This window comes from Methylobacterium sp. D53M (assembly GCF_053345625.1).
Genome location: NZ_JBKFAL010000026.1, coordinates 36,013 through 62,839 on the forward strand (window position 1 = coordinate 36,013; position 26,827 = coordinate 62,839).

The following is a 26,827-nucleotide window of genomic DNA, read 5'->3' on the forward strand; positions in this document are numbered from 1 at the left end:
ATCAGTTCTCGAAGGGATCACATTCGGGGCCTACGGAAGCGCCGTGAGCAGTCTGAAATTCGGGACGAGTGGCCTGCGGGGCCTCGTGACGGACCTCGTCGGCGGCCCGTGCTACGCCTACGCCAGCGCCTTCTTCCGCGCCGTCTCGGGGGACGGCCCCCGGGTGGTCGTGATCGGGCGGGACCTGCGCGACAGCAGCCCCGGTCTCGCCGCGACGGTGGCGCAGGCCGCGGCGGCGAACGGTTTCGCGGCCATCGAGTGTGGCGCCCTGCCGACTCCGGCTCTCGCCCTCGAGGCGATGCGACGGGGCGCCTTCGCCGTCATGGTCACGGGTAGCCACATCCCCGAGGATCGCAACGGGCTGAAGTTCTACCGGCCGGAGGGCGAGATCACCAAGGCCGACGAGGCGGCCATCCTCGCCGCTCTGGACAACTGCGCGAGTGCCGCGCTGCCGGCCGCCGAGCCCGAGCCCGAGCCCGATGCCATCGCGCGCTATCGCCAGCGCTACGGCGACGCCTTCCCGTCCGGGACGCTGTCGGGCCTGCGCGTCGCCGTCTACCAGCAGAGTTCCGTCGCCCGCGATCTCCTGGCCGACCTGCTCGCGGACCTGGGTGCACACGTCACGCCGATCGGGCGTTCGGCGACCTTCGTGCCCATCGACACCGAGGCGCATCGTCCAGAGGACGTCGCCTTCATCCGCGACGTGATGGCCTCCGGTGACTTCGACGCGCTCGTGACCACCGACGGCGATGCCGACCGTCCCCTGGTCGCGGACGGCACCGGCGGCATCGTCCGGGGCGATGTGCTCGGGTTGATCACCGCCCGCTTTCTCGGCGCGGACACGGTCGTGGTGCCGGTCACGGCCGGCTCGGCGCTGGAGAAGTCGGGGGGCTTCCGCGCGGTTGTGCGCACCAAGGTGGGCTCGCCCTTCGTCATCGCCGGGATGGAGCAGGCGCCGCGCGCTGGGGCGGGCGCCATCGTCGGGTTCGAGGCGAATGGCGGTTTCCTGCTCGGGTCCGATGTCACGCTCGCCGGCGGCGTCCTGGCCGCGCTGCCGACGCGCGATGCCGTATTGCCGATTCTGGCCACGCTGGCCGCTCTGCGAAGCGGCGACACGTCCCTCGCGGAACTCGTGACCGCGCTCAAGGCCGGGGAGATGGCGAGCGACCGGCTGCCCGAGACACCGTCGGAGCGCAGCGGCGCCTTTCTCGCCCGGCTCTGCGACACCGCATTCCGGAGCGCCTTCCTTCAGCCGGTCGGTTCGCCGCAGGCCGTGGACCAGCAAGACGGTGTCCGGATCGGTCTGGACGGCGGGCGGTCGATCCACTTCCGGGCCTCGGGCAATGCGCCGGAACTGCGATGCTACGCGGAAGCGCCATCCGGGCATGAGGCGCAGGACTTGGTGCGCTGGGGCCTCGCGGCCGCGGCCGCCGACATGGCTCAACATCCGTGACGCTGCGGCGCGACGCCGGGACCACCGGCGCCGACGGAGGTCGCGGCCACCGCCCTGCGCGCCGTGCCCGCGCTCTGCACGCCATCGTGTGCCGGCCCCTGCGGCCGCGCAGCGTCAGGCGGCCCGCGTGCCGGCCATGTCCCGCCCGTGCGCCTGATCCATGATCTCGCCGATCCGCTCGCCGACGGCGACGGCGATCTCCACCGAGGCCGCCCCTTCCGAACCCTGCCGGCAGATCCGGGTGAGGACGTCGGTCACGCGCTGCTCCATGACGCCGAGGATCGCCGCGGCCGCCTGGGGCTGGGCGCCGCGCAGGACCGCTGCAAGGTCGCAATAGGCGTCGTGGAGCAGCTGGAGCGTCAGCCGCTCGACTGCCTGCTCATCCTCCGCCGACAAGGCCCGCATCACGCCCCTCTCAATGTCCCACCTCCGACGCCGCCACCAGACTTGCCGCAACGCGTTAACGGAAGGTGAAGGCCGCAGGCGGCCCGAAAGGCCCGGCTAACCCTTGAGCGGGGCCTGAGGAGCGATCGCTCGGCCGCGGCCACGCTGGAACTTGGCGGCCCCTGAGCGGGTCAACGCCGTAGGATCCCTCAGCGCGAGAGTCTTTCCATGCGCCTCCTCATCGCCACGCTCACCGCCGCGAGCCTCGGTCTGGCCGCGGCCGCCGCGACACCCGCCCTGGCCCAGGTGCAGCAGAACAATCCCAACGCCGCCAACCAATCCATGGAGACCAGCGGCCAGATGCGCGCTCTGCGACAGGAGCAGACGACCCAGAGCAATACGCTGCGAATGGACATGCAACGGAACCAGGCCGCGACGCCCGCTCCGAATACCGGGCCGAACGCCATCGGCCCGACCGGGGGCACCGGCGTCATCGGCCGCTGATGAAGGCGGGCGGCGCCGGCCTACACGTCCGGCAGGGGCCGCCCCTTCACGACCACCCGCGGCCACCGCTCCAGGCCGATCGGCATCAGCACGGCGATCTGCGGCGGCACCGCGGTGCCGCCGAGCAGGCTCTCGAGGGAGATCCGGCAGGCCTCCTCGATCTCGCCGCGCGTGCGCGCGCCGGAGGTCTTGATGTCGGCGATCAGGAGCGCCGCGATCTCGTGGGCAAAGGCGTCGCCGTCCAACATGCCGGACTCCCGCTCCGTGTCAGTCCAGCATAGTCGCCCACGCATCGTCCGGGCATCAGCACAGAATTGCGTATCCACATACCGATTGCGGATACTTTGTCGCGTTCTCGGATCGCTCGCCGCGCGCCGCCGCGCTTCGGGCCCGTATCCCGGAGGTCGGCCGGGACCGGTCGACGGGCGGATGCAGGCCGGCAACGGCGGGATCGACCGTCGGCAGCACCACCAGGGTGAGCGGGGTTGCGGAGACGAGGCCGCCGATCGCCACGGCGCGGCCGTCACGATCGCGGAGGCGGCGGCCGGCAACTGCCCGCGTCACGCAGCACGTCCCGCCGGCCGGCGCGGACCCGGAAGGCCGCGCGGCGCGATCAACGCGGTCTCTCGGATCGTGGACAGAGCCGCCGGGATGTGAGACCGGCCCGCCGCCGTGAAAGCGGCGGTTAAGGCTCGGCGTGCCAGAGCGCGGCAACGAAGCGCCGTCCGCGGGGGGCCCGATGAACGTCTGGCGACGCGTCGCCCCGTGGCTCGGCTCGGCCCGCACCTGGATCGTCCTCGGGATCCTGGCCCCGCTGGGCATGGTCGTGACGTCCGGTCTCATGCTGGCCGACCTGCGCCGCGACGCCTGGACCAGCGCGGAGCAGACCTCCTGGAACCTCCTGCAGGTCCTCGAACGCGACATCGCGCGCAACATCGAGATGTACGATCTCTCGATCCACGCGGCGGTCGACAACCTGAAGGTGCCGGGCCTGGCCGAGGCCGACCCGCACCTGCGCCAGCTCATCCTGTTCGACCGCGCCGCCACCGCCCGCGACATGGGCGTGATGCTGATCTTGGACGAGCGGGGCGACGCCGTCGGCGACATCGCGGCCGTGCCGCCACGCCCGGGCAACTACGCGGACCGCGAGTACTTCCAGGTCCACCGGGCGAGCACCGGGCTCGGCCTCCATGTCGGGCGCCCGATCGTGTCGCGGCTCAACGGAGAGCGGATGCTCCCGTTCAGCCGCCGCATCGACCGGCCCGACGGCAGCTTCGGCGGCGTGGTCCTGGGCACCGTCAAGCTGTCCTACTTCACGCATCTGTTCAGCGAGATCGATCTCGGACCGGGCGGGGCCATCAACCTGTACCTGACCGACGGCACCCGCCTGATGCGCTACCCCTACGTGGAGGCGGATCTCGGGGCGAATATCGGGCAGACCGCGATCTTCAAACGGTTCCTGCGCGAGGGACGCGGCAACTTCGTCAGCACCTCCGTGCGCGACGGCGTCGAGCGGAACTACACGTTCACGCGGATCGGAACCCTGCCGCTGATCCTGAACGTCGCCCTGTCCACCAAGGACGTGGAGGCGGAGTGGGCCGCGAAGGCGACGATCATCGGCGGCATCGTGCTGGCGCTGTGCGGCCTCACGATCGCGCTGTCGCTCCTGTTCGGGCGGGAGCTGCGCCGCCGCGAGGCGCTGCGGGCCGAGATGGCGGCGCTGTCGCGCACCGACGCCCTGACCGGCCTGCCGAACCGCCGCTGCTTCGAGGACGCCCTCCGGCGGAACCTGGACGCGGCCCGGCGCGACGGCCACCCCCTGTCGCTGCTCATCGTCGACGCGGACCATTTCAAGCGCTTCAACGACCGCTACGGGCACCCGGTGGGCGACCAGATCCTGCAGGGCTTGGCCCGCTGCCTCGCGGCGAGCGTGCACCGCCCCCAGGATCTCGTCAGCCGCATCGGCGGCGAGGAGTTCACGCTGCTCCTGCCCGAGACGGACGAGGCCGGCGCCCTGCGCGTCGCCGACACGGTCCACGCCGAGGTGGCCAAGCTGACCGTCCCGTCGGCCGGGATCGGGGCCGGCGCCGTGACGGTGAGCATCGGGCTCGCGGCCGTCCGGCCGGGCGCCGACCGGAGCGCGCCGCTGCCGGATCCCTACCGCTTGGCGGACGGCGCCCTGTACGAGGCCAAGAACGGCGGTCGCAACCAGACCCGCAGCGTCGCGCCGCCGCCCCCGCGGGGCGCCCTGCAGCTCGTGCGGACGTCCTGACCGGCGCGCCGCCGCGCTTTCGCGGAGCGCCTTGACGGAATCGACACGAACGCTGTGGTCTCCTGGGCGCGATGGCGGACGGCCCGGATCGGGCCCGACGGCGTCGCGTCGGGACGGGGCGGGCGGGATCGATCATCCGTGCCCCGGGCCGGCGGAGCGCGCGCGGATCCGGAGGGATCCGGCCCGCAACCATAGGGTAACGAGGATGGACGACAGACGCGCCGCGCCCCGCAGACGGACCCTGCTCGAGGGCCATATCGAACTCGCCGGCGGCGGCGTGATCGACTGCACGATCCGCAACATGTCGGACGGGGGCGCCCGCCTGAAGGTCGTCAGCGTGATCGGTGTGCCGGACGCCTTCGTGCTCGCCTACGGCGGCAGCGGCCGGCGCCGGCCCGCCCGCGTCACGTGGCGCCAGGAGACCGAGCTCGGGGTCGCGTTCGGCGACGCCTGACGGACGGCGGCCGAGGCTTCCACGCCCACCCGTGTTGAGGGGCGGATCGGATGGGCGTGGAAGGCCAGCGTCCGGCTGGTGACCCACCGATGCGACGACAGGGTTAACGCTTCGTTACCGCGCCGCGGGGTCCGCGCGCCGGGCCTGGAGCGTCTCAGCGATCACCACGCCGGTCCGCAGCACGTGGCGGTGGGCGACGGTCCCGGCCGCGGCGGCGTCCCGCGCGGCGAGCGCCGCGAACAGGTCCCGGTGCTCGCGGGCCGATTCCTCCCAGCGGCTGCCGCTGGAGAGCGCGCGCAGGCGCGCCCACTGGGCTCGGGCCTGGAGCGCCGCGTGGGCCTCCGCCAGCGGACGGTTCCGGGCGGCCTCGACGATGGTCCGGTGGATCTCTTGGTTCAGGGCGAAATAGGCGTCGAGCACTTGGTCCCGGTGCATCCGGTCGAGCTGCGCCTGCTTGCCGCGCAGCGCGTCCATCAGGGTTTCGGAGATCCGCGGCGCCGCGAGTTCCGCGGTCAGCCGCTCGATCCCGGCGAGCGCCTCGAACAGTTCGAGGATCTCCTCCGGCGTCCAGTCCGGGACGCGGGCGCTGCGGTTCTGGTGCAGCTCGACCAGCCCCTCCGCGGCCAGGAGCTTGAGCGCTTCCCGCAACGGTGTCCGGCTGACCCCGAGGGCGACGGACAGGTCCGTCTCCACGAGGGACGCGCCGGCCGGCAGCACGCCGCGCACGATCATGTCCCTGAGCCGGCCCGCCGCCTGCTCGTGCAGCCCGGTCCGCGGCACCTGCGCGGCCGGGACGACCGGCGCCTTGCGGGGCCGGCCCCGGCGGCGTGCGACGACGTCCATCGATCCTCCCGTTCTCCCGCGCCAGCCTAGCGCGTCCGGCCGCCCGATCGATGACCCATTTTTCGGCCTCTTGCGCTGCCATATCATGCATTTGCGCAAATTGCATGCAGCATGCAGAAAATGCCTTGTCGCTCGTCCCGGCCTGTCGGATGCTCCACGGATCGGGGATGGATGCGATGGATCGAGCGAACGGCACGAAGCGTCTGGGCATGCTGACGCCCTCGTCGAACAGCGTCCTCGAGCCGGCCACGGCGCATCTGCTGGCCGGCGTCGCGGGCGTGAGCGCCCACTTCGCCCGCTTCCGCGTGACGGAGATCGGCCTGTCGGCGGCGGCCCTGGACCAGTTCGACCCCGAGCCGATCCTGGCGGCGGCCGAACTGCTCGCCGATGCCCGCGTCGCCGCGATCCTGTGGAACGGGACCTCCGGCGCGTGGCTCGGCTTCGACGCGGACGAGCGCCTGAGCGCCGCGATCACCGACCGGACCGGGTGCCCGGCCTCCACCGCCGCGCTCGCCTTCCGCGACCTGTTCCGCGCCCGGGATTTCCGGCGGATCGGCCTCGTCACGCCCTATACCGGAGACGTGCAGCGCCGGATCCAGGCCAACTGGAGCGCGGCCGGCTTCGATTGCGCCGCCGAGCGCCACCTCGGCCTGTCGGAGAACTTCGCCTTCGCCGAGACCGGCCCGGAGGCCATCGCCGGCATGGTCCGCGCGGTGGCGGCCGAGGGCGTCGACGCGGTGGCGATCGTGTGCACGAACCTCGCGGGCGCCGCGCTCGCCCCGACCCTGGAGGCGGAACTCGGCGTGCCGGTGATCGATTCGGTGGCCGTCACCCTGTGGAAGGGCCTGGAGCTGGCGGGCTGCCCGACGGCGCATCTCGCCGCGCACGGCCGCGCCTTCGCGGCGGGCGGGGCGGGCCGCCCGTGAGCGCCGGGACCACCCTGATCCTCGACGGGATCACCCAGCGCTACGGGTCGGCGCTCGCCGTCGACACCGTGACCCTCGACATCCGGGGCGGGGAGCTCGTCGCGCTGCTCGGGCCCTCGGGCTGCGGCAAGACCACCCTGCTGCGCGCGGTGGCGGGCTTCCTGAAGCCCACGGAGGGGCGCGTCATCATCGGCGGCCAGGCCGTCGACCACCTGCCGCCGAACCGGCGCACCGTCGGCATCGTGTTCCAGAACTACGCCCTGTTCCCGCACATGAGCGTCGCCGACAACGTCGCCTACGGCCTCGCGGCCCGGGGCGTCGGGCGGGCCGAGCAGAGGGCGCGGGTCGCCGAGATGCTGACGCTCGTGCGCCTGGAGCACCTCGCCGGGCGCTACCCGCGGGAGATGTCGGGCGGCCAGCAGCAGCGGGTGGCGCTGGCCCGGGCGCTTGCGGTGCGCCCCTCGATCCTGCTCCTCGACGAGCCGTTCGCGGCCCTCGACAAGAACCTGCGCCTCGACATGCAGATCGAGATCAAGCGCATCCAGCGCAGCGCCGGCACCACCACGCTGATCGTCACGCACGACCAGGAGGAGGCCCTGTCGATGGCCGACCGGGTCGCCGTGCTGAACGCCGGGCGCCTGGAGCAGTTCGCCCCCCCGACCGACGTCTACGACCGCCCCGAGACGCTGTTCGTCAACACCTTCGTGGGCACGGCCAACGTCCTGCACGGGCGGCTCGCGACGGAAGCGGGCGGCGCCCGCGTGGTGGCCCTGGAGGCGGGCGGCCTGCTCCCCGCCGCCACGTCCCTGCCGGACGGGACCCGGGTCGCCGCCTGCCTGCGGCCCGAGCACGTCGCCTTCGCGGAGGAGGGACCGGGGGCCGGGGCAGGGGCCGCGGACGGCCTTGAGGGCGCGGTCGAGGTCGGCCTGCCGCTGGGCGCAACCCTGGTCCACGAGATCCGCCTCGACGGCGGCGCCCGTCTGAAGACCGCCGAGCCGCGCGCGGCGGGCGCCCGTCCGCGGCCACCCGGCACCCGGGTGCGCCTGCGCCCGACAGCACCCGAGCGGGTCGGCGTCTTTCCCGATCCCCGACACTGAGGCCGAGCCGCCCGATACCGAGCCAGGAGAACCGACCATGCCCCTGCACCGCCGCAGCCTCCTCGCCGGCGCCCTGACCCTCGGGGCCGCGCAGGCCTTCCCGGGCCTGTCCCACGCGCAGGCGCGCAAGCTCGTCTTCGCGACCTTCACGGGCAGCTGGGAGGAGGCGCACCGGGCCGTGCTGGTGCCGGCCTTCCGCAATAGCTCGGGCGGCGACGTGATCCTCGACCCGATGCTCTCGGTCGACCAGATCGCCAAGGTCCAGGCGGCCCGCGCCAACCCGCCGATCGACGTGATGCTGCACGATCCGGGGCCGGCCCTCACGGCCATCGCCCAGGACCTCGTCGAGCCCTACCCGGTGGCCCAGTCGGCCCATTACGGCGACCTGATCGCCGACGCGCAGGAGCCGATGGGCCCGGCGCCGTTCTTCCAGATCGTCGGCCTGACCTACAATCCCGAGAAGGTGAAGACGCCGCCGACCTCCTGGGCCGACCTGTGGAAGCCCGAGTTCAAGGGTCGAGTCGGCATCACCAACCTGAACTCGACGCTGGGCACCGGCTTCCTCGTGGAGATCGCCCGGATGCACGGCGGCTCGGAGACCGATGTCGAGCCCGGCTTCAAGGCGCTGGAGGCGCTTAAGCCGAACCTCGCCGCCGTCGCGGCGAACCCGGGCGCCTTGGCGGCCCTCTACCAGCAGGAGCAGGTCGACATCGGGCCGGGTAATTTCAACGCGATCCAGATCCTGAAGGCCCGGGGCGTGCCGGTGGAGTTCGCCGCACCGAAGGAAGGCATCATCGCCTTCAAGACGACGATCCACATCGTCAAGAACACACCGTCGAAGGAGTTGGCTTTCAAGCTGATCGAGGCCGCCCTGTCGCCGGAGGTGCAGGCCAAGCTGATGCAGAGCCCCTACCTGATCGTGCCGACCAACCGGAAGGTCGCCATCGACGGCGAGGTCGCGAAGGTCCTCGCGAGGGACGCGGACGAGCTGAAGCGCAAGTCGGTGTTCCAGGACTGGGCCGCGATCAACCGCGGCCGGCCGGCCTGGATCGAGCGCTTCAACCGCGAGATCCGGGTGTGAGCGCCGGCCCGGCCATCGCGGCGGGCCCGGTCGCGGCGCCCCTGCGCCCGGGCCACGCCTGGACGGCGGCCTACGACATCCGCCTCGCGCTGCCGCTCGGGGCGTTCTTCCTCGTCTTCTTCCTGGCGCCGCTGGCGCTGCTGCTGCTCGTGAGCTTCTACGCCGATCCGGCCATGACCCGGTTCGGCCTCGACCAGTACGCCCGGTTCCTGCTCGACCCGTTCTCGCTGCGGGTGCTCGGCGCGACCCTGTGGCTCGGCGTCGAGGTCACGGCGCTGACTCTCCTACTCGGCCTGCCGCTGGCGCTGCTCCTGACCTGGGCGCCCGGCCGTCTGCGCGGCCTGCTGACCCTGATCGTGCTCCTGCCGCTGCTCACGAGCGTGGTGGTGCGGACCTTCGCGTGGATCGTGATCCTCGGGCGCCAGGGCATCGTGAACGCCGCGCTCCTCGGCCTCGGCCTGACCGACACGCCGCTGAAGCTCCTCTACACCGAGGGCGGTCTCGTCCTGGCGCTGGCGCAGGTGCAGCTGCCGCTGATGGTCCTGCCGCTGGTCACCGCCCTGTCGCGGATCGACCCGAACCTCGCCGACGCCTCGGCGGCGCTCGGGGCGGGGGCGTGGCGCACCTTCCTCCGGGTGACGCTGCCGCTCTGCCTGCCCGGCATCGTGGCGGGCTGCCTGCTGACCTTCGCGGCGGCGATCACCGCCTTCATCACCCAGTCGCTGATCGGCGGCGGGCAGATGCTGTTCATGCCCATGTACCTGTACCAGCAGGCCTCCTCGCTCAACAACTGGCCGTTCGCGGCGGCGATCGCGATCGTCTTCCTCGTGGCGGTCCTCGCCTGCGTCGCGCTCCTCAACGTCGCGGGCCGCCTGTCGGGCGGCCGCGCGCGCGCTGCCTGAGATCACCGGGAGGTCACCATGCGGACGAGCCTGCGGCGCGATGTCGACTGGTTCAGCTTCCACGGCGCGGTGCTGCTGCTGGCCGGGCTCTGCCTCGTCCTGCTGGCGGCGCCGACCGTGATCGTCGTGGTGGTGTCGTTCACCAGCGGCTTCTCCCTGCGCTTCCCGCCGCCGGGCTACTCCCTGCGCTGGTACGCGGCGCTCGCGGAAGCCGAGCAGCTCCGGGCCGCCGCCTGGAACAGCCTCGTGGTGGCGGGCTGGACGACCCTGCTGTCGGTGGGGCTGGGCACCGCGGCAGCGCTCGCCATCGCGCGGTCGCGGCGGCTCTCCGCGCGCCTCCTCGACAGCCTGTTCCTGTCGCCCCTTGTCCTGCCGGCCCTGGCCTTCGGGCTCGCGGCGCTGATGCTGTTCAGCCTCGCCGGCATCCCGGTCTCGCCGCTGACCCTCGTCCTCGGCCATACCGTGGTCTGCGTGCCCTACGTGGTCCGCACCACCGTGGCGGCCCTGTCGCAGATGGATCCGGTGCTCCTCGAGAGCTCGACCTCGCTCGGCGCCTCGCGCCTCTACACGTTCCGCCGGGTGACCCTGCCGCTGATCCGGCCCGGGATCCTGGCCGGCGGCTTCATCGCCTTCATGGCGAGCTTCGACAACGTCCCGGTCTCGCTGTTCCTGCGCGACGCCGCCACCGACATGCTGCCGATCCGCATGTGGCAGGACCTGGAGGGCCGCCTCGACGTCACGGTGGCGGCGGCCTCCAGCCTGCTGATCCTCGTGACCGTGGTGCTCGCCGCCGTGATGGAGCGCGCCGCCGGCCTGTCCCGCCGGATGGCGGGCTGAAGCTCCCGGAGCCCTCGCATGCGCATCCTGCTCCTCAACCCCAACACCTCGGCGGCGATGACCGCGCGCATGGCGCGGGCCGCCGAGGCGGCACTCGCCCCCGACGCGCACATCACCGCGCTCACCGCCACCTCCGGCTTGCCCTACATCGCGAGCCGGGCCGAGGCGCAGCTCGCCGGCGCGGCCGTGCTGGAGACGCTCGCCGCCCACCATTCCGGCCACGACGCCGCGGTGATCGCCGCCTACGGCGATCCCGGGCTGGTCGCCGCGCGGGAGCTGTTCGACCTGCCGGTGGTCGGCATGGCCGAGGCCGCGATGCTGACCGCCTGCCAGCTCGGGGCGCGGTTCGCGGTCGTCACCTTCGCGCCCGCCCTGCTGCCCTGGTACGAGGACGCGGTGGCGCTGGCCGGGCTTTCGGCGCGCTGCGCCGGCCTCCACGCGGTGCGCCGGCCGTTCCAGGCCGTGACCGAGGTGCAGGACGAGCTGCGGCCCGAGATCCTGGCCCTGGCCGAGCGGGCGGTGGGGGAGGGGGCCGACGTCGTGATCCTGGCCGGCGCGCCGCTCGCCGGCCTCGCCACGGTCCTGCGGGACGCGGTGCCGGTGCCGCTCGTCGACCCGCTGGCGGCCGCCCTTGGCCAGGCGCAGGCCCTGGTGCGGCTCGGGACGCGCCCGCCCCGGGCCGGCCGCTTCGCCCGGCCGCCCGCGAAGCCGGCCACCGGCCTGACCGGGCCGCTCGCCCGCTGGATCGCGCATCGCGAGGAGGAGTCATGACCCGGATCGACGCGGCCGGCCCGCTCTGGACCCTCTCGGCCGCGGCCCTGGGCCGCCGCTACGCCGCCGGGACGGCGAGCCCGGTCGCGGCCGCCCGCGCCTGCCTGGAGCGGGCCGAGGCCGTGAACCCCGCGCTCAACGCCCTCGTCGCCGTCGATCCCGAGGGCGCGGAGCGCGCCGCCGCGGCGAGCGCGGCGCGCTGGCGGGCGGGACGGCCGCTCGGGCCCCTCGACGGCGTGCCGCTGACCGTCAAGGACAGCCTGAACGTCGCCGGGTTCGCGACCGGCTGGGGCAGCCGGCTCTACGCGGGGGAGGGGGCCGGGCAGGCCGTCGACCGCGACGAGACGCCGGTGGCGCGCCTGCGCGCGGCCGGGGCGGTGATCCTGGGCAAGACCAACGTCCCCGAGCTGACCGTCCAGGGCTACACCGGCAACCCGGTGCACGGGGTTACCCGGAATCCGTGGGATCCGGCGCTGACGCCGGGGGGCTCCAGCGGCGGCGCCGTGGCGGCGGTGGCGTCCGGGATCGGGCCCCTGGCGCTCGGGACCGACGCGGGCGGCTCGATCCGCCGCCCCGCCTCGCATACCGGCCTCGTCGGCCTGAAGCCGACGGCTGGTCGGGTGCCGCGGACCGGCGGGCTGCCGCCGATCATGCTCGACCTCGAGGTGGTCGGGCCGATGGCGCGCACCGTCGACGACCTCGCGGCGGCCATGCGTGTCCTCGGGGCGGCCGACCCGGATGCCGTCGCGCCGCACGGCTTCGGCCCGTTCGGGACCACCGCGGTGCCGGAGCGCCCGCTGCGGATCCTCCACGTCCCGGCCTTCGGCACGGCCCCGGTCGATCCCGAGATCGCCGACAGCGTCGCCGAGGCAGCCGGGCGCCTCGCCGGCCTCGGCCACCGGGTCGAGACCGGCCGCTTCGATGCGGCGACGGCCATCACGGAGGCGTGGCCGGTCCTCGGCCAGGCGGGCATCGCGTGGCTGATGCGCGCGCATCCGGGCGGACTCGACGCGCTCGGCCCCGACATCCGCGCCCTGGCGGAGGCCGGGGCGGCCCTGTCGGCGGCCGACCTGTTCGAGGTGCAGCGGATGGCGCTGGCGCTGCGCCGGGACCTCGCCGCCCTGTTCGCCGGCCACGACCTGCTCATGACCCCCGCGGCCGCGGCGCTGCCCTGGCCGGCGGAGGACACCCATCCGCCGCGCATCGCCGGGGTGCCGGTGGGCCCCCGCGGCTCGGCGACCTTCACGGGCTTCGTCAACGCCGCTGGCTGCCCGGGGATCTCGATCCCCTGCCGACCCTCGGGCGCCGGGCTTCCGATCGGGTTCCAGCTCGTGGCGCCCTGGGGCGGCGACGAGACCCTGGTAGCGATGGCGGCCGCCTACGAGGCGGCCCATCCCTGGCGGATGGTCTGGGAGGAATCGGCTCCGTGACCGGCCTGTCGCTCCACGCCGTCGACGCCGCCACGGGCCGGCCGGCCGAGGGGATGCGCGTGCGCGTCCTGCGTGCTGGAGGAAAGCGGCGGGTGATCGCCGAGGGCCGCCTCGGGGCGGACGGGACCCTCGACCATCAGGTCGTGCGGACGCGGCTCGCCGCCGGCCTCTACGAGGTCGTGTTCGTCATCGGGGACTTCGTCGGGGCCGCGGGGGAGGGGTTCCTGGAGGAGGCCGCGATCCGCTTCCGGCTCGACGACCCCGACCGCCACTGCCACCTGCCGCTGAAATTCACCGCCTTCGGGGTGGCGCTGTTCCGCGGCTGTTGAGCCGCACGCGCCGCCCTCGGACCCGGCCCGCGACGGCGTGGCCCGGCCGCCCTCCCCCGCGAGGTGACCGGAGCCTCCGGAGAGCCTAGACTCGCCCCCGATCGCGGCGCGCGCAGGAGGAAGCCGATGCGGGTTCAGGCGATGACGATCCCGGCCGCGGCCGGGCCCGCGACGCGCGGCACCCCACGGGCGCGCCTGCTGCTCGCCGCGCTGACGATCCTCGCGCTTCCGCTGGCCTTCGTCGCGGCCGCGCGGGTCCCCGCGGCGCCCGTCGATCCCGACCTCGTGCGGGTGATCCGCTTCATGGCACTGCTCAAGGGCGGCTTCGCCCTGGCGGCGCTGGCCGGCTGCTTCTGGCGTCTCGGCCGGCCCGCCGGGTGGCGGAGCGCCGTCTACGTGGCCGGACCGCCGCTCATGGCGCTCGGGGCGGCCGGCCTGTGGTCCCTGCGCGATCCTGGGCTGGCGGCGCTCGGCCTGCATCTCGGCCTGTTCGCGGTCCTGGCGGCGGCGCTGACCGACCGCGAGGCCCTGCCCGACCGGCTCCGCGCCGCGCGCCGTCAGATCGTCTCGTAGGCGAACAGGACCGAGATCAGCGTCAGGCCGATCAGCCCGATGACGAAGCAGATGTCGGCGCAGCGCTCCAGGGTGACCGAGAGATCGCCGCCGTCGTCCAGGCGGATCGACAGGTAGGACGCGATCGCGCTGATCAGGAACAGGATCGCCGTCAGGGCGGCGGCCTCGTCGACGTGGCTCGGCCCGATCCAGCCCTCGGCGATCTTCACGAGGCCGATCAGCGTGGTGCAGACGCCGACCATCGTGCCGGCATTGGGGAGGATGTGGCGCGACAGGCTATCCTCGCCGGACCCGGTGCCCTTCCGCCTTTCGGCCATGCGCTCCTCGTACAGCTCCGCTCCGGCCGATGGCCCCCTGATACCGCGCCCGTGGAGGTTCGTCATGAAGCGCCCGCTCACCACCAACTTCTCCGCGCCGCCGCCGGAGCGTGCCCACCCGCCCGAGCCGGCGCCCGCGGCGGCCTCCTGGCGCGACGTCGCCCCGTTCGCGGCCGCCCTGATCGCCACCCTGGAGGCGATCGAGGCCGGGCAGAAGGCCGGGCCGGCGATGCGGGCGCACCGCTCCGCCATGCGCCGCCAGGGCGAGGCGGCCGCCGCGCTCGGCGGATCCGAGGCGCTGGAGGCCGTGCTCAACCAAGTCGCGGACGCGGACGCGGCCCGGGCCGAGCGGCGCCTCGCGCTCGTCCGCGAGGCCTGGGCGGGGCTGCCCGGGGGAGGAGCGTGACGCGTCCTGCCGGCTCACCGGATCGGGCTGGCGGCAGATCCGGGACGGCGTTGCGCGGTCGGGCAGCGCGCCGACGCGTCACGATCCGAATTCGGGTCGCCGCGTAAAGATTTGATACAGGATCTCGGATAAATTCGGCGCCGGCCACACCGCGTCAGCTCGAGATCGCTCGTCGGGAATTTGTGATGGACGACCAGGACAAGCAATTTATCACGCAGCAGATCCTCGACGTCGGCCGCCAGCTCTATGCCGCCCTCGACAGCAAGATCATGACGGCTCACGCGCAGCAGCTGGCGCAGATGCAAGATGTCCGGCGCCTCGCCGTGGTTCAGCTCGCGCCGAAGAACGATTTCTGCCTCGTGACGGATCATCCGATTGCCTATGAGAGCAACGATCACACGGTTCCGCGCGGCACAAAGGATGACAATACGCGCAATCAGCGGTTCTGCCACGCGATCGAGAGCCATTTCGGCCGAAAGGTCAGGGCCCTGGACCTCGGCTGCGCGGGGGGCGGCCTCGTCTTCGATTTCCTGATCCGAGGCAACGCGGCCTTCGGGATCGAGGGGAGCGATTACTCCCTTCGCGCGCAGCGCGCCGAATGGTCCATCATCCCGGACTATCTGAAGACCTGCGACATTACCAAGCCCTTCTCCCTGATGGATCAGAGGTCAGGGACGAAAGCGAAATTCGACGTCATCACGATGTGGGAGGTCCTCGAGCATATCGAGGAATCGCTGCTTCCTCAGCTGTTCGCGAACGTGAAATCCCACTTGGCGGACGGCGGTCTTTTCGTGGGCTCCGCCGCGACATACGACGATGTCGCCAACGGCGTGAGCTACCATCCGACGGTCAAGCCGGAGACGTGGTGGCGCGAGCTTGTCCGGCAGCACGGGCTGGAATTTGTCCCGATGACCATGTTTCAGTTCAAGGATTTCTGCCGAGGCTCCGGCAACGAGAACGCGTTCTACGACGCCGATTTCAGCAAGAATCCCGAGCTCGGCTTCCACTTCGTGATGAAGCACCGCTCCGCTTGAGGCGGGGCTTCCGAGTTCGACCGGTCGGGCGCCGCAGGCTTGAGCGGTCCCCCCGCGCGCCCCACATGGACGGGAGCGACAGCGCGGGGCCGACCATGTACGACCTCATCCACACCCTCCGCCTCTGGCTCTGGCGCCGCCGAGTGCGGGCCATGGCGCGGGAGTGCCGGATGTCCGGGACCAGCGACGGCGACTGGATCGCCGCCACCGTCGCGGCCTCCGCGACGAGTTCGGGTCCGGGCGCGCCGGTCTCGTACGTGAGCGGCACCGGCCTGTAGCGGATCCCGCTCGGCCGGGCGCGGTCAGCCTTCCGGAGACGGCTCGGCGGCGGCGGCACCCGGCTCGGGCGCCGGGCCGGTGTCGAGGGTGCCGCTGTGGACCAGGGCTCCGGCCCAGGCGCCCGCGATGATCCGGACCTGCTCGATGGCCTCGGCGCGGGTGAAGGGCCTGTCACCACCTCCCGAACGGCCCTCGTCCCAGTAGACGTAGCCGGTGCGCCGGCCGCCGGCATCCTCGACGCAGGCGGCGTTCTCGAGGACGCAGATCCGGAGCGGGAGCTTGAGACCGAGTGTGGGCATAGGGCCCATATAGGGCGCCGATCCCGCGGGAAGTCGGCGCGCCCGCCGCGTGACGGTCGGTCTCAGGTGTCTCAGGTGGGTTTCGCCGCGTCGAGCGCCTGCTCCAAGTGCGTCACGACCTCGTCGCCCTTGGGCGGCGGCTCGGCCTCCTCGACCCGTCGGGCGACTTCCATGACGAGGTAGGTCACCGACGGCGGCCAAGCCACGCCGTTATCCAGGAGCATCCGGGCGGCGCTCACCAGCATCCGGAACTGGTCCGGCGGGATCGTGGTCCCGGCATCGTGCTGCGCGAGGATGTGGTCGGCGATCGCGGCCGCAAGGCCGGCAACTTCGGCCATCTTGTTGGGCGGATCACCAGCCGTCATGTCAGGTCGCGCTCCGTCTGCGAAAGCACGGTGCGGAGCATCCGTCGCCTCTTCGGGGTCTCAGGCCGACACGGTTCCACAAGCAACCCTGGCGAGCAAGCCGTGCGGCGGCGGCACGCCTGCGTGGCCGTGGACACCGCGGATTTCGGCGGCCTGCGCGTGCGGTCCGGGCGTTTCGCGGCCTGCGGTACCGGGACGGCGGACCTGCTCCGCGGCGGCGGTGCCGTCGGGATCGTCCCGGGGCGTCTACGCGGATGCCGGACGGTGGCGGGGCGCGGTCACGCCGAAGACGGAGCCCCGGTCGCGCCGGGATCGCACGGCGACCGGGTGATCGAGCGCCGCGGCGGTCTGCCGGACGATATGAAGGCCGAGCCCGAGACCGGCCCCGTCCCGGCGTCCGGCACGGTCGAAGGCGTCGAAGATGCCCGCCAGCCGTTCGGGCGCGATGCCGGGACCGCCGTCGTGCACTTCGATCGCCACGCGCCCCTGCCGGCGGCGGCATCCGACGACGACGCGGCCGCCCGGGCCCGCATACTTCACGGCGTTCCCGACGAGGTTGCGCAGGATGGTCGTCAGCATGGCGACCTCGCTCGTGACCGTCAGCGCCGTGGCGCAGACCCGGACACGCACCCCGACGGCGTCGGCGTAGGGCCCCCACTCGGCCGCCACCGCCTCCAGGAGCGGGGCGACCGCGACGGGACCGAGCCGGGGCGCCACGCTGCCGGCCTGGGAGGAGCGGGCCAGATCGTCGAGCTCGCGGCCGAGCCGCACCAGCGCGTCGCTGGCGAGGCCGAGCCGGGCCGCGGCCCGGGGACCGACGCCGTCCGAGACCGCGCGATCGATGGCCATGAGGGCCACCTGCAGGGGTTGCTTCAGGTCGTGTCCGGCCACGGCGAGCAGTCGGGCCATGGCGCTGCGGGCGGTCTCCGCGCGCAGCAGGGCCTCGTCGGGCGCCGCACCCGGGCTCGCCATCGTCAGTCCCATCCCCGCCTCCTCGTCCGGCCCGCCGACGGCGCGCCGCTTCCATGGCGCGACCTTGGACCGTGGCCGCCCGCGCCGGAATCATACGGAGGTTTGATGTCCTAACCGGACCGGCCTCGGATCGGCGTGCCAGCGGCGCACGCGCGCGATGCCGGTCCGGAGCCGGCCGGCGATCCCGTCACGGATGGAAAGGCCCTGGAGTCAGGCACTGGAGTCAGGCCCTGGCGTCAGGCCCCGATCGTCTCTTCCAGGCAGCGGATCAGCTCGTCGGCCACGAGCGGCTTGCGCAGGAGATCGCGGGCGCCGCCGGCGAGCGCCCGGCGCCGGAGTGCGTCGTCGGTCAGCGCGGTCATCATGATGACCGGCAGGGCAGGGCGCTGCTCCCGGACGCGGTCCTGCAACTCGATGCCGCTGATCCCCGGCATGTTCACGTCCGTCAGCAGGCACGACACGTCGCTGCCGGCCATCGCGGCCAGGAAGGCCTCGCCCGAGTTGAAGGCCCGCGCGTCGTAGCCCAACGCCTCGAGGAAGCTGGACGTCGCGTCCAGAACCGCCTCGTCGTCGTCCACGACCGCGACCGCTTTCTTCCCGACCGGCACGAATCTCCCTCCGGAGCCTCTCGAAGGCGCATCGATCCCACCTCTGTGGGCCGGCGGCGGCTCCGACGAAATTATACGATGGTTTGATGCGCGCGACGGACTCACATCCCGATGAACCGAGTCCTGCCACAGCAACGCAGGACCCGGGGCGCCACGACGCGACCCGGTAGACATGGATTTCACGAGTTGAGGCAGGACTTCTTCGCCGATCCCCGATCCGATCGCCGCGACGAATCTGTCCAGTGCGGGTGCCAACGCGGCGATGTCCGGCATCGTTCCGCGCCGATCGGCCCGGGCCGGGTCTGCGGAAGCGACGGGGCGATGGGTCGGCTCAGACGGCGGCCCGGGCCTTGAGCAGCTCGGTCTTGCGCACGAGATCGGCCACGGAGCCGGCCGCCATCTTCCGCATGACGTTGCCCCGGTGGATCTTGACCGTGATCTCGCTGATTCCGAGGGCGTGGGCGATCTGCTTGTTGAGCAGCCCCTTGACGACCTGTGCCATCACCTCGGCCTCCCGCGCCGTCAGGGTCGCGGCCAGCGCCTCGAGCTCGGCGACCCCCGCGCTCGACGCCCGCCGGGTCCTGTCTCGCTCGATCGCGACCGCGATGGCGTCGAGCATGTCCTGATCGCGGAACGGCTTGGTCAGGAAATCGAGCGCGCCCGCCTTCATGGCCTGGACGGTCATGGGGATGTCGCCGTGGCCGGTCATGAAGATGATCGGCATGCGGTTGCCCATCGCGGCGAGCTTCGCCTGCAGGTCGAGGCCGCTGGATCCGGGCAGCCGCACATCGAGGATCAGGCAGCCCGGGCGGTCCGGCAGCGTCGCCGCGAGGAGGTCGCGCGTCGCGCCGTAGGCGAGGGTGTCGAGCCCGACGGAGTGCAGGAGGTCCTGCAGACCTTCGCGGACGCCCTCGTCATCCTCGACGATGACCACCAGCGGTGAGGCCGTGTCGGCGCCGGGCTTCGCCGCGCCACCCCGGACGTTGCCTGACATCGTGATCGACGAGTCCCCGCGCGCCTCTGACAGGCTGCCCGCACGGGCAGTGCTTACAGGTTGTATCCGCGCCCGATCAAGCCGACCGTCTGTGGACGGCGCGGACCGCCGGCACGGACCGCCGGCAAGGGTCGCCCCGAATGGCCGCTCGCTGGACCGCTCGCTGGACCGCCCGCGACGCACCTATCGACTCGCGGCCAAGCTTGTGGCTATGAGCGGTTGCACTGTCCCCGGGACTGGCTCAACCTCCGGCGAGCTCAGCGCCTCCCGGCCCAGGATTCGCGGCCGCCCGCCTCCTCCGGCCGCGCCCGTCCGACAGGCTGTGCAGCGAGGCGCGGAGATGAGTGCGGTGGGCGACGCGCGTCCCAGGCAGACGACGGCGCGGGTCCTCCTCGCGAGCCTGATCGGCACGACGGTCGAGTTCTACGACTTCTACATCTACGCCACGGCGGCGAGCCTGATCTTCGGGCCGCTGTTCTTCCCGGCGGCGCTGCAATCGGCGGAGCTGATCAGCGCCTACGCGAGCTTCGGCCTCGCCTTCGTGGCCCGGCCGATCGGCGGCGCGGTCTTCGGGCATTTCGGCGACCGGAGCGGGCGCAAGGCGACGCTGGTCGCCTCGCTCCTGCTGATGGGGCTCACGACCTCGGCCATCGGGCTGCTGCCCACCTTCGCGCTGGCCGGCTGGCTCGCGCCCGTCCTGCTCTGCCTCCTCCGGTTCGGGCAGGGCCTGGCGCTCGGCGGCGAGTGGAGCGGGGCCGCGCTGCTGGCGCTGGAGAACGCCCCGCCGGGCTGGCGCGCCCGCTACGCGATGTTCGCGCCGCTCGGGGCGCCCCTCGGCTTCTTCGTGGCCAACGGCCTGTTCCTCGTCCTGACCCTGACCCTCAGCACGGAGCAGTTCGCGGACTGGGGCTGGCGGGTGCCGTTCCTGCTCAGCGTGCCCCTGGTCTGGCTCGGGCTCTGGGTCCGCACCAATCTCGGCGAGACCGAGGAGTTCGCCGCCGCCGTGAAGGACGCGCAGCCCCCGCGCGTCCCCCTCGTCGCCCTGATGCGCGACCATGCCGGGCAGGTCGTCGCCGGGATGTTCGGGGTCGTCGCGTGCTTCTCCCTGTTCTGGACCGCCACCGCCTTCGCGCTCGGCTACGGCACGACGACGCTCGGCTACTCCCGGGCCTCGTTCCTCACGGTCGAGCTCGGCGCGATCCTGTTCATGGCCGCCGCCATCGTCGTCGCGAGCTGGCTGTCGGACCGGCTCGACCCGGCCAGGGTGCTGATCGTCGGCTGCGCCGGGACCATCGTGTCGGGGATCCTGCTGGCGCCGATGCTCGGCAGCGGCTCCCTCGCGACGATCTTCGCCTTCCTGGCCTTCGCCCTGTGGGTGATGGGCTTCGTCAACGGGCCGCTCGGCGCGTGGCTGCCGAGCCTGTTCCCGCCGCAGGTGCGCTACACGGGGACCTCCGTGGCGTTCAACGTCGGCGGCATCATCGGCGGCGCCTTCTCGCCGATGATCGCCCAGGCGCTGGCCGCGCAGAGCGGCCTGACCGCGGTCGGCTTCTACCTCGCGCTGACCGGCGGGATCAGCCTCATCGCCTTCGACACGAGCGCCCGGCGGCGGGCGCTGGACGCGCTCGCCCGGAGCGAGCGCCGCTACCGCGCGCTGTTCGAGCAGAGTCACGTCGCGCTGTGTGAGGTCGATCTCTCCGAGGCGCAGGCCCACCTCGCCGAGGCGCGGGCCGCCGGCGCCCTCGGGCCCGACCTCCGCGGGCAGGCCGACGCCGCGCTCGTCGCCGCGCTCGTCGCCGAATGCGCCCGGCGGATCGCGCTGGTCGACGTCAACGACGCGACGGTGCGGCTCCTCGGCTGCGGCTCCCGCGAGGCGGTGCTCGGCTCGATGAGCCGCTTCCTCCCGCCGGGCAACGACCTCGTCCTGCCGCTCCTGCAGCGGATCGACCGGGCGGGCGGCCGCTTCGAGGCCCAGGGCCGCCTGATCCGCGCCGACGGGCGGGAGGTGACCGCGATCCTCGTCGTGGCGCTGCCGGACGACGAGGCGGCCCTCGACCGGGTCGCCTGCGCGATGATCGACGTGACCGAGCGGGAGCGCGCCAAGGAGGCCCTGCTCGCGGCCCAGGCCGAGCTCGCCCGCGCGGGCCGGATCTCGACCGTCGGGGCGATCTCCGCCTCCATCGCCCACGAGGTCAACCAGCCGATCGGCGCCATGGTGATGAGCGCCGAGGCCTGCCTGCGCTGGCTGCGGCGCGAGACGCCGGATCTCGAGGCGGCCGCGCGGGCGGCCGAGCGCGCCGTCCGCGACGGCATGCGGGCGAGCCGGATCGTGCAGCGGACGCGCGAGCAGCTCCGCCGCGACCGCAGCCAGCCCGAGATCCTCGACCTGGGCTCCCTCCTGGCGGAGGTCGCGACCCTCCTCGACCGGGAGATCCTGGCGGCCGGGGCGACGGTGCGGACGGTGATCGCCGCGACCGAGGCGCGCGTCCTGGCCGACCGCGTCGAGCTGCAGCAGGTCGTGGTCAACCTCGTGACGAACGGCCTGCACGCCGTGCGCGACCTGCCCGAGCCCCGCCGCGCGCTGCGGATCGCGCTGACCGCCCCCGCGCCGGGCCGGCTGCGGATCGCGGTCGTCGACAGCGGCACCGGCATCGATCCGGAGCAGCTGCCCAGGCTGTTCAGCCCGTTCTTCACCACGAAGCGCGACGGGATGGGCATCGGCCTCGCGATCTGCCGGACCATCGTCGAGTCCCATGGCGGCACGCTGACCGGCGGGAACAACGACGGGCCGGGCGCGACCTTCGCGGTCGAGCTGCCGGCGGCCGAGGCGGGCGGCGCCGCGGCCGAGCCCGCCGCAGCCGGCGCCGCCGGCTGAGCCTCAGCGGGCGGGGACGGCCGCGAACAGGCTGTTCAGCCCCTCCGCGGTGGTCGGATGGGCGAGGATCGCGTCGCGCAACGCCGTGTAGGGCAGGCCGGCGAGCATGGCGACTTGGACCGCGGCCATGACCTCGCCGGCCTCCGCGCCGAGCATCGTGAATCCGAGGATGCGGTCGTCCGGGCCGATGACGGCCTTCATGAAGCCGTCGGTCTGCCCGGTCGTCCGCGTGCGCAGCACGGCCGCCATCGGCAGCCGCGCCACCCGGACGGCGTGACCGTCCGCCCGCGCCTCCGTCTCGGTCGACCCGACCCGCGCCAGCGGCGGGTCGGTGAACAGGCAGGACGGCATCAGCCGGCCCGCGGTCGAGCGCGGGATCCCCGCCAGTGTGTCGCGGATCACGCGGAAATCGTCCGCGGAGGCGTGGGTGAAGGCCGGGCTGCCCGCGCACTCGCCGATGGCCCAGACGCCCGGCGCGCTCGTCCGGAGGTGGTCGTCGACCTCGATGACGCCCCGCTCGGTGAGCGCCACGCCCGCGCGGTCGAGACCGATGCCGTCTGTGTTCGGCGCGCGCCCCGCCGCGACGAGGATGTGGCTCGCGGCGACGACCGCCTCACCGGCGCCGCCGCGCACCGTGATCTCCACGGCCTCGCCCGAGCGGCCGCGCACGCGCACCACCTCCGTGCCGGTGCGGATCGCCAACCCCTCGGCCTCGAGGAGCTGCGCGAGGGCGGACGCCACGTCCGGATCCTCGCGGCCCGCGATCCGGGGCCCGTGCTCGATCACCGTCACCGCGCTGCCGAACCGGCGGTAGGCCTGGGCCAGTTCGAGGCCCACGTAGCCGCCGCCGAGGACGACGAGGTGGGCGGGCACGGCGTCGAGTTCGAGCGCCTCGATATGGGTGAGCGGCCCGGCCTCGCGCAGGCCCGGGACGTCCGGGATGGTCGCGCGGGTGCCGAGATTCAGGACGATCTGCTCGGCCGTCAGCGCGCGCGAGCCGCCCGCGTTCAGCGCGACCGTGAGCGCTCTGGGGCCCGTGAAGCGGGCCGTTCCCATGACGAGCTCCGCGCCGCTCTCGCGGTAGCGGTCGAGGTGCATGTCGATGAGGTCGCGAACCATCGCCCGCTTGCGCGCGACCACCCGGCCCATATCCACCGCGACCGGGCCGGTCTCGACGCCGTACCGGTCGGCCTGCCGGGCGCGGTGGGCGATCTCGGCGCTCCAGATCTCGTTCTTGCTCGGCAGGCAGTTGGTGTTGGGGCAGGAGCCCCCGATCCAGCGGCGCTCGATCACCGCGACCCTCTCGCCGGCCTTGGCGAGGTGCCACGCCAGGAACTTGCCGCCCTCGCCGCTGCCGATCACGAGGGCATCGTAGTGGTCGTCCATGGTATTTCCTCCGCGATCCCGAGATCTGCGGAAAACGTAGAGGCCTCACGACCGGACGGATATCATGCGTCGGTATGATAGACCGGTCCCGACCGCCCGGCGCGCAGGTTTCGTGCGCATCGAGTCTCGGATGATCCGACCGAAATCTCGGTCTGACCGAGCCGGATCGGCCCATCACCGCAGTTCCGTCCATCGCTGACGGGCGATCGCCCGTTCCGGTCGGCGCCTCTGCAGGCCCGCCTGCCGCAATCCCGCGCCCTCCGCTTCGAAGGCTCGGATCCCTGAACACGCGGGTTCGCCGCGGCCGCGGCCCGGGCGCGTGACCGGCCGCCCGAGCCCCCCGCGAAGCTTTCAGGGCCGAGACCCCGGGCGATGGACTATCCTCGGCCGGCCCTGATCCCGGGGACAGGCCGCGGAAGGGCACCGTTTCGGGTGACGACCCCTAACCTTCGTATGATTCCGCGCGGCCGGGGGCGGCGGTACCTCTCGCGACACGGCACACGATCCGGACCGCGCCTTCGGCCGTCCCCGAAGAGACGTCGCCCGGCCGGTTCGCACGCCGAGACACGTCGCGGCGTCCCCATCCCACGAGGTCGAACGATGGTCCAGCTCACGATCAATGCGCGTCGCTACACGGTGGACGCGGAACCGGACACGCCGCTGCTGTTCGTCCTGCGCGACAGCCTCGGGCTGACCGGCACGAAGTACGGCTGCGGCATCGGGCAGTGCGGCGCCTGCACGGTGCTGCTCGACGGCGCGGCGACCCGCTCCTGCCAGATCCCCCTGGAGAGCGTCGGCGACCAAGCCATCACGACGATCGAGGCGATCGAGCAGGACCCGGTCGGTGCCCGGGTCGTGGCCGCCTGGGTCGGCATCGAGGTGCCCCAGTGCGGCTACTGCCAGTCCGGGCAGGTTATGGCCGCCACGAGCCTGCTCAAGCAGACCCCGAAGCCGACCGAGGCCGACATCGCCGGCGCCATGACCAACCTGTGCCGGTGCGGAACCTACAACGCCATCGCCGCCGCCGTGCGGCAGGCCGCGGCCTGAGGAGGCGCACGATGACCGACCTCACGCCCCTCCGCCGCTCCGGCCGTCGCGAACCGGTGCGCAACCTCTCCCGCCGCGGCTTCCTGGGGGCCGCCTCGGGCGCGCTGTTCCTCGGAATCGGCCTCCGGCTCGCGCCGGCCGCCGCCCAGACCCGCGCCGAAGGCCCGGCGGCCGTCGCGCCGAAACCCGGGACCCGCGTGACGGCCTTCCTGGAGATCCGCCCCGACGACACCGTGCGCCTGCTCAGCCCCTTCGTGGAGGGCGGCCAGGGCATCAACACCGGCCTCGCCCAGACGATCGGCGAGGAGCTCGACCTCGACCCGGCGCGCTTCGCGGTGGAATGCGCCCCGCCCGGCCCCGACTACGCGGTCGTCAACGGCCTGCGGATGACCGGCGGATCGTTCTCGACACGCTCCAGCTTCGAGGCCATGCGCCGCCTCGGCGCCACCGCCCGCGAGATGCTCCTGCGGGCGGCGGCCGCCGAGCTCGCCGTGCCGCAGGCCAGCCTGACCACCGAGAACGGGCGTGTGATCCACGCCGCCTCCGGCCGGAGCCTCGGCTACGGCGCGCTGGCCGCCGCGGCGCTGGCGCTGCAGCCGCGGGACGACGTCGCCCTGAAGGATCCCAAAGATTTCCGCTGGATCGGCAAGCCGGTGGCGCGCCTCGACATGCGCGACAAGTCCACCGGCCGGGCCGTCTACAGCATCGATATCCGGCTCGACGGCATGGTCCACGCCGCGATCCGGCACGCGCCGCATCTCGGCACCGAGCCGGAGGCGATCGCCAACGCCGCGGAGGTCCGGGCGATGCCGGGCGTCCAGGCGGTCGAGCGCCTGCCGGGCGCGGTGGCGGTGGTGGCCGACACGTGGTGGCGGGCCCGCAGGGCCGTCGAGGCCCTGCAGGTGACCTGGACCCGGCCGGCGCCCGACGGCGTCGCCACCGTCTCGGCGGGCTTCTCCTCGGCGGCGATGCTGGCCGCCCTCCGGGATGCGGCCGGCCCCGGCGTCCCGGCCGAGCAGGCCGGCGACCCGAAGGCCGCCTTCGCGGGCGCGGCCAAGGTGGTGGAGGCGGCGTACGACGCCCCCTACCTCGCCCACGCGCAGCTCGAGCCGCCCTCGGCAGTAGCGCGCTTCGCCCCCGACGGCAGCCTCGACCTCTGGGTGCCGAACCAGATGCCGGAGCTGTTCCAGCAGGTCGCCGCCAAGACGGCCGGGCTGCAGCCGGATCAGGTCCGGATCCACTCGCCGATGCTCGGCGGCTTCTTCGGGCGCCACTTCCACTACGGGCCGGCGAGCCCGTTCCCGCAGGCGATCCTACTGGCCAAGGCGACGGGCAAGCCGGTGCGGGTGCTGTGGTCACGGGAGGAGGAGTTCGGCATGGACGCCGTCCGCCCCCTGAGCTTCGCCCGGTTCAGGGCGGCGCTCGGTCCGGACGGGATGCCGGTGGCGCTGGAGACCACCGCGGTGGGGGAGGGCCCGATCGGGCGCTGGTTCGGCGCGCTGTTCAAGGGGCCGGTGGATTCCTCGGTGGTGGAGGGCCTCGACCGGAAGCCCTACGCGATCCCGAACCGGCGGCTCACCTACGTGAAGGTGCCGCACCCGGTGACGATCGCGTTCTGGCGCTCGGTCGGGCACTCGATGAACGATTACTTCTACGAGAGCTTCCTCGACGAGATCGCGCAGGCCGGCGGCCAGGACCCGTTCGCCCTCCGGATGACGCTCCTGAGGGACAGCGCCCGCCACCGCACCCTGCTACAGGCGGTGGCCGACCTCGCGGGCGGCTGGACGCGCGGGCCGTTCCGGGCACAGGACGGCACGCGGCGGGCGCGGGGCGTGTCGATGGCCTCGCCGTTCGGCTCGGAGACGGCGACGATCGCCGAGGTGTCGCTCGAGAACGGCGAGGCCCGGGTGCACGATCTCTGGATCGCCATCGATCCGGGCCGCGTGGTCAACCCGGCGATCGTGAAGCGCCAGGTCGAGAGCGCGGCGGCGCTCGGCCTCTCGTCGACGCTGCTGGAGCAGGTCGTCTACGAGAACGGGGAGCGGCAGGCCCGGAACTTCGACGCCTACCCGATCCTCGACCGGGAGCGGATGCCGCGGGTGCACGTGGCGATCGTCGAGAGCGGGGCGCCGATGGGCGGCATCGGCGAGCCCGGCCTGCCCGGCGTGCCGCCGGCGGTGGTCAACGCGGTCGCGGCGCTGACCGGCCGACGCCTGCGCAGCCTGCCCCTGGCCAAGGAGACCCTCTCGGGGACCTGACGCCGATCGATGACCCCGGGCGATAACCCAGGGCGACGCCCCCCGGGTCGGCCCCCGAAAGTCCCGCGTCCCGACTGGAAGCGGGATTTTCGGATGCCGTATAGCGGGGGCGCGGCGGGCCTGCATCGGGG

Annotated in this window: 29 protein-coding genes; 19 read left to right on the plus strand and 10 right to left on the minus strand. The window is 73.1% G+C overall.

Features of this window, described 5'->3' with window-relative positions:
• The first annotated feature begins 43 nt into the window (after positions 1 to 43).
• The gene (locus ACLBYG_RS26025) at positions 44 to 1,453 is read left to right on the plus strand and encodes a phosphomannomutase (RefSeq protein ID WP_447683398.1); all 1,410 of its coding nucleotides are present in this window, start codon (positions 44 to 46) and stop codon (positions 1,451 to 1,453) included.
• A gap of 114 nt (positions 1,454 to 1,567) precedes the next feature.
• Here the strand turns inward: ACLBYG_RS26025 and ACLBYG_RS26030 are convergent, their stop codons facing one another.
• Positions 1,568 to 1,858 (minus strand): hypothetical protein, encoded by a 291-nt coding sequence (locus ACLBYG_RS26030; RefSeq protein WP_354455016.1) that lies wholly within the window; start codon positions 1,856 to 1,858, stop codon positions 1,568 to 1,570.
• A 207-nt stretch (positions 1,859 to 2,065) separates the two neighbouring features.
• On the opposite strand from ACLBYG_RS26030, the gene ACLBYG_RS26035 reads away from it, so the two are divergent.
• Entirely contained in the window at positions 2,066 to 2,341 is a 276-nt protein-coding gene (locus tag ACLBYG_RS26035; protein WP_354455014.1) for a hypothetical protein, read from the plus strand.
• A gap of 20 nt (positions 2,342 to 2,361) precedes the next feature.
• On the opposite strand, the gene ACLBYG_RS26040 is transcribed toward ACLBYG_RS26035, so the two are convergent.
• Positions 2,362 to 2,589: a hypothetical protein gene (locus ACLBYG_RS26040; protein ID WP_042675635.1), complete on the minus strand. Its 228-nt coding sequence runs from the start codon at positions 2,587 to 2,589 to the stop codon at positions 2,362 to 2,364.
• Positions 2,590 to 3,080: 491 nt separating this feature from the next.
• On the opposite strand from ACLBYG_RS26040, the gene ACLBYG_RS26045 reads away from it, so the two are divergent.
• Positions 3,081 to 4,613 (plus strand): diguanylate cyclase, encoded by a 1,533-nt coding sequence (locus tag ACLBYG_RS26045; RefSeq protein WP_447683399.1) that lies wholly within the window; start codon positions 3,081 to 3,083, stop codon positions 4,611 to 4,613.
• 205 nt (positions 4,614 to 4,818) lie between these two features.
• Positions 4,819 to 5,067, plus strand: coding sequence for a PilZ domain-containing protein (locus tag ACLBYG_RS26050; RefSeq protein ID WP_447683400.1), 249 nt, complete (start codon positions 4,819 to 4,821; stop codon positions 5,065 to 5,067).
• A gap of 114 nt (positions 5,068 to 5,181) precedes the next feature.
• Here ACLBYG_RS26050 and ACLBYG_RS26055 read toward each other — a convergent pair whose 3' ends face one another.
• Positions 5,182 to 5,910 (minus strand): GntR family transcriptional regulator, encoded by a 729-nt coding sequence (locus tag ACLBYG_RS26055; protein WP_447683401.1) that lies wholly within the window; start codon positions 5,908 to 5,910, stop codon positions 5,182 to 5,184.
• A 176-nt stretch (positions 5,911 to 6,086) separates the two neighbouring features.
• Here ACLBYG_RS26055 and ACLBYG_RS26060 point away from each other — a divergent pair, with 176 nt between their 5' ends.
• From ACLBYG_RS26060 to ACLBYG_RS26100, 9 genes are all read left to right on the plus strand, one after another.
• On the plus strand, positions 6,087 to 6,836 hold the full coding sequence (locus ACLBYG_RS26060) for a maleate cis-trans isomerase family protein (RefSeq protein ID WP_447683402.1): 750 nt from the start codon (positions 6,087 to 6,089) through the stop codon (positions 6,834 to 6,836).
• The gene (locus tag ACLBYG_RS26065) at positions 6,833 to 7,933 is read left to right on the plus strand and encodes an ABC transporter ATP-binding protein (RefSeq protein ID WP_447683403.1); all 1,101 of its coding nucleotides are present in this window, start codon (positions 6,833 to 6,835) and stop codon (positions 7,931 to 7,933) included. Before ACLBYG_RS26060 ends, ACLBYG_RS26065 begins: the two co-directional genes overlap by 4 nt.
• 37 nt (positions 7,934 to 7,970) lie before the next feature.
• Positions 7,971 to 9,014: an ABC transporter substrate-binding protein gene (locus ACLBYG_RS26070; RefSeq protein ID WP_132369159.1), complete on the plus strand. Its 1,044-nt coding sequence runs from the start codon at positions 7,971 to 7,973 to the stop codon at positions 9,012 to 9,014.
• Positions 9,011 to 9,916, plus strand: a complete 906-nt coding sequence (locus tag ACLBYG_RS26075; RefSeq protein ID WP_447683404.1) for an ABC transporter permease — start codon at positions 9,011 to 9,013, stop codon at positions 9,914 to 9,916. The genes ACLBYG_RS26070 and ACLBYG_RS26075 overlap by 4 nt, the downstream gene beginning before the upstream one ends.
• Positions 9,917 to 9,934: 18 nt before the next feature.
• Positions 9,935 to 10,753 carry an ABC transporter permease gene (locus tag ACLBYG_RS26080; protein ID WP_091928401.1) on the plus strand — a complete coding sequence of 273 codons (819 nt, stop codon included), beginning with the start codon at positions 9,935 to 9,937 and terminating at the stop codon, positions 10,751 to 10,753.
• Positions 10,754 to 10,771: 18 nt separating this feature from the next.
• Positions 10,772 to 11,524: an aspartate/glutamate racemase family protein gene (locus tag ACLBYG_RS26085; RefSeq protein ID WP_447683405.1), complete on the plus strand. Its 753-nt coding sequence runs from the start codon at positions 10,772 to 10,774 to the stop codon at positions 11,522 to 11,524.
• Positions 11,521 to 12,954: an amidase gene (locus ACLBYG_RS26090; protein ID WP_447683406.1), complete on the plus strand. Its 1,434-nt coding sequence runs from the start codon at positions 11,521 to 11,523 to the stop codon at positions 12,952 to 12,954. The genes ACLBYG_RS26085 and ACLBYG_RS26090 overlap by 4 nt, the downstream gene beginning before the upstream one ends.
• Complete coding sequence (locus tag ACLBYG_RS26095) at positions 12,951 to 13,283, plus strand: hydroxyisourate hydrolase (RefSeq protein ID WP_447683407.1); 333 nt, start codon at positions 12,951 to 12,953, stop codon at positions 13,281 to 13,283. The genes ACLBYG_RS26090 and ACLBYG_RS26095 overlap by 4 nt, the downstream gene beginning before the upstream one ends.
• Before the next feature lie 126 nt (positions 13,284 to 13,409).
• Entirely contained in the window at positions 13,410 to 13,856 is a 447-nt protein-coding gene (locus tag ACLBYG_RS26100) for a hypothetical protein (protein WP_091928397.1), read from the plus strand.
• Here the strand turns inward: ACLBYG_RS26100 and ACLBYG_RS26105 are convergent.
• Positions 13,841 to 14,173 carry a hypothetical protein gene (locus tag ACLBYG_RS26105; RefSeq protein ID WP_447683408.1) on the minus strand — a complete coding sequence of 111 codons (333 nt, stop codon included), beginning with the start codon at positions 14,171 to 14,173 and terminating at the stop codon, positions 13,841 to 13,843. The two genes, ACLBYG_RS26100 and ACLBYG_RS26105, sit on opposite strands and share 16 nt — an antisense overlap.
• Before the next feature lie 64 nt (positions 14,174 to 14,237).
• Between ACLBYG_RS26105 and ACLBYG_RS26110 the strand changes: the two genes are divergently transcribed.
• From ACLBYG_RS26110 to ACLBYG_RS26120, 3 genes are all read left to right on the plus strand, one after another.
• The gene (locus ACLBYG_RS26110; RefSeq protein ID WP_234080878.1) at positions 14,238 to 14,579 is read left to right on the plus strand and encodes a hypothetical protein; all 342 of its coding nucleotides are present in this window, start codon (positions 14,238 to 14,240) and stop codon (positions 14,577 to 14,579) included.
• Positions 14,580 to 14,764: 185 nt separating this feature from the next.
• Positions 14,765 to 15,613, plus strand: coding sequence for a methyltransferase domain-containing protein (locus ACLBYG_RS26115; RefSeq protein WP_020094710.1), 849 nt, complete (start codon positions 14,765 to 14,767; stop codon positions 15,611 to 15,613).
• A gap of 65 nt (positions 15,614 to 15,678) precedes the next feature.
• On the plus strand, positions 15,679 to 15,891 hold the full coding sequence (locus ACLBYG_RS26120) for a hypothetical protein (RefSeq protein WP_447683409.1): 213 nt from the start codon (positions 15,679 to 15,681) through the stop codon (positions 15,889 to 15,891).
• Positions 15,892 to 15,915: 24 nt separating this feature from the next.
• Here ACLBYG_RS26120 and ACLBYG_RS26125 read toward each other — a convergent pair whose 3' ends face one another.
• The 5 genes from ACLBYG_RS26125 to ACLBYG_RS26145 all read right to left on the minus strand — a co-directional run bounded on the left by ACLBYG_RS26125 (position 15,916) and on the right by ACLBYG_RS26145 (position 19,130).
• Complete coding sequence (locus tag ACLBYG_RS26125; RefSeq protein ID WP_053621787.1) at positions 15,916 to 16,191, minus strand: hypothetical protein; 276 nt, start codon at positions 16,189 to 16,191, stop codon at positions 15,916 to 15,918.
• Positions 16,192 to 16,262: 71 nt separating this feature from the next.
• Positions 16,263 to 16,556, minus strand: coding sequence for a hypothetical protein (locus ACLBYG_RS26130; protein ID WP_447683410.1), 294 nt, complete (start codon positions 16,554 to 16,556; stop codon positions 16,263 to 16,265).
• A 246-nt stretch (positions 16,557 to 16,802) separates the two neighbouring features.
• Entirely contained in the window at positions 16,803 to 17,540 is a 738-nt protein-coding gene (locus ACLBYG_RS26135) for a sensor histidine kinase (protein ID WP_056526636.1), read from the minus strand.
• Between the two features lie 224 nt (positions 17,541 to 17,764).
• A complete protein-coding gene (locus ACLBYG_RS26140; RefSeq protein WP_056526640.1) occupies positions 17,765 to 18,136 on the minus strand; it encodes a response regulator transcription factor in 372 nt (123 codons plus the stop codon).
• Between the two features lie 331 nt (positions 18,137 to 18,467).
• Positions 18,468 to 19,130 carry a response regulator transcription factor gene (locus tag ACLBYG_RS26145; protein WP_056526642.1) on the minus strand — a complete coding sequence of 221 codons (663 nt, stop codon included), beginning with the start codon at positions 19,128 to 19,130 and terminating at the stop codon, positions 18,468 to 18,470.
• 340 nt (positions 19,131 to 19,470) lie between these two features.
• On the opposite strand from ACLBYG_RS26145, the gene ACLBYG_RS26150 reads away from it, so the two are divergent.
• Positions 19,471 to 22,005 (plus strand): MFS transporter, encoded by a 2,535-nt coding sequence (locus ACLBYG_RS26150; protein ID WP_447683411.1) that lies wholly within the window; start codon positions 19,471 to 19,473, stop codon positions 22,003 to 22,005.
• 3 nt (positions 22,006 to 22,008) lie between these two features.
• Here ACLBYG_RS26150 and ACLBYG_RS26155 read toward each other — a convergent pair whose 3' ends face one another.
• Entirely contained in the window at positions 22,009 to 23,391 is a 1,383-nt protein-coding gene (locus tag ACLBYG_RS26155; RefSeq protein WP_447683412.1) for a mercuric reductase, read from the minus strand.
• 600 nt (positions 23,392 to 23,991) lie between these two features.
• Here ACLBYG_RS26155 and ACLBYG_RS26160 point away from each other — a divergent pair.
• Entirely contained in the window at positions 23,992 to 24,438 is a 447-nt protein-coding gene (locus tag ACLBYG_RS26160; protein ID WP_020094719.1) for a (2Fe-2S)-binding protein, read from the plus strand.
• 11 nt (positions 24,439 to 24,449) lie between these two features.
• Positions 24,450 to 26,696, plus strand: coding sequence for a molybdopterin cofactor-binding domain-containing protein (locus ACLBYG_RS26165; RefSeq protein WP_447683413.1), 2,247 nt, complete (start codon positions 24,450 to 24,452; stop codon positions 26,694 to 26,696).
• The last annotated feature ends 131 nt before the right edge of the window (positions 26,697 to 26,827 follow it).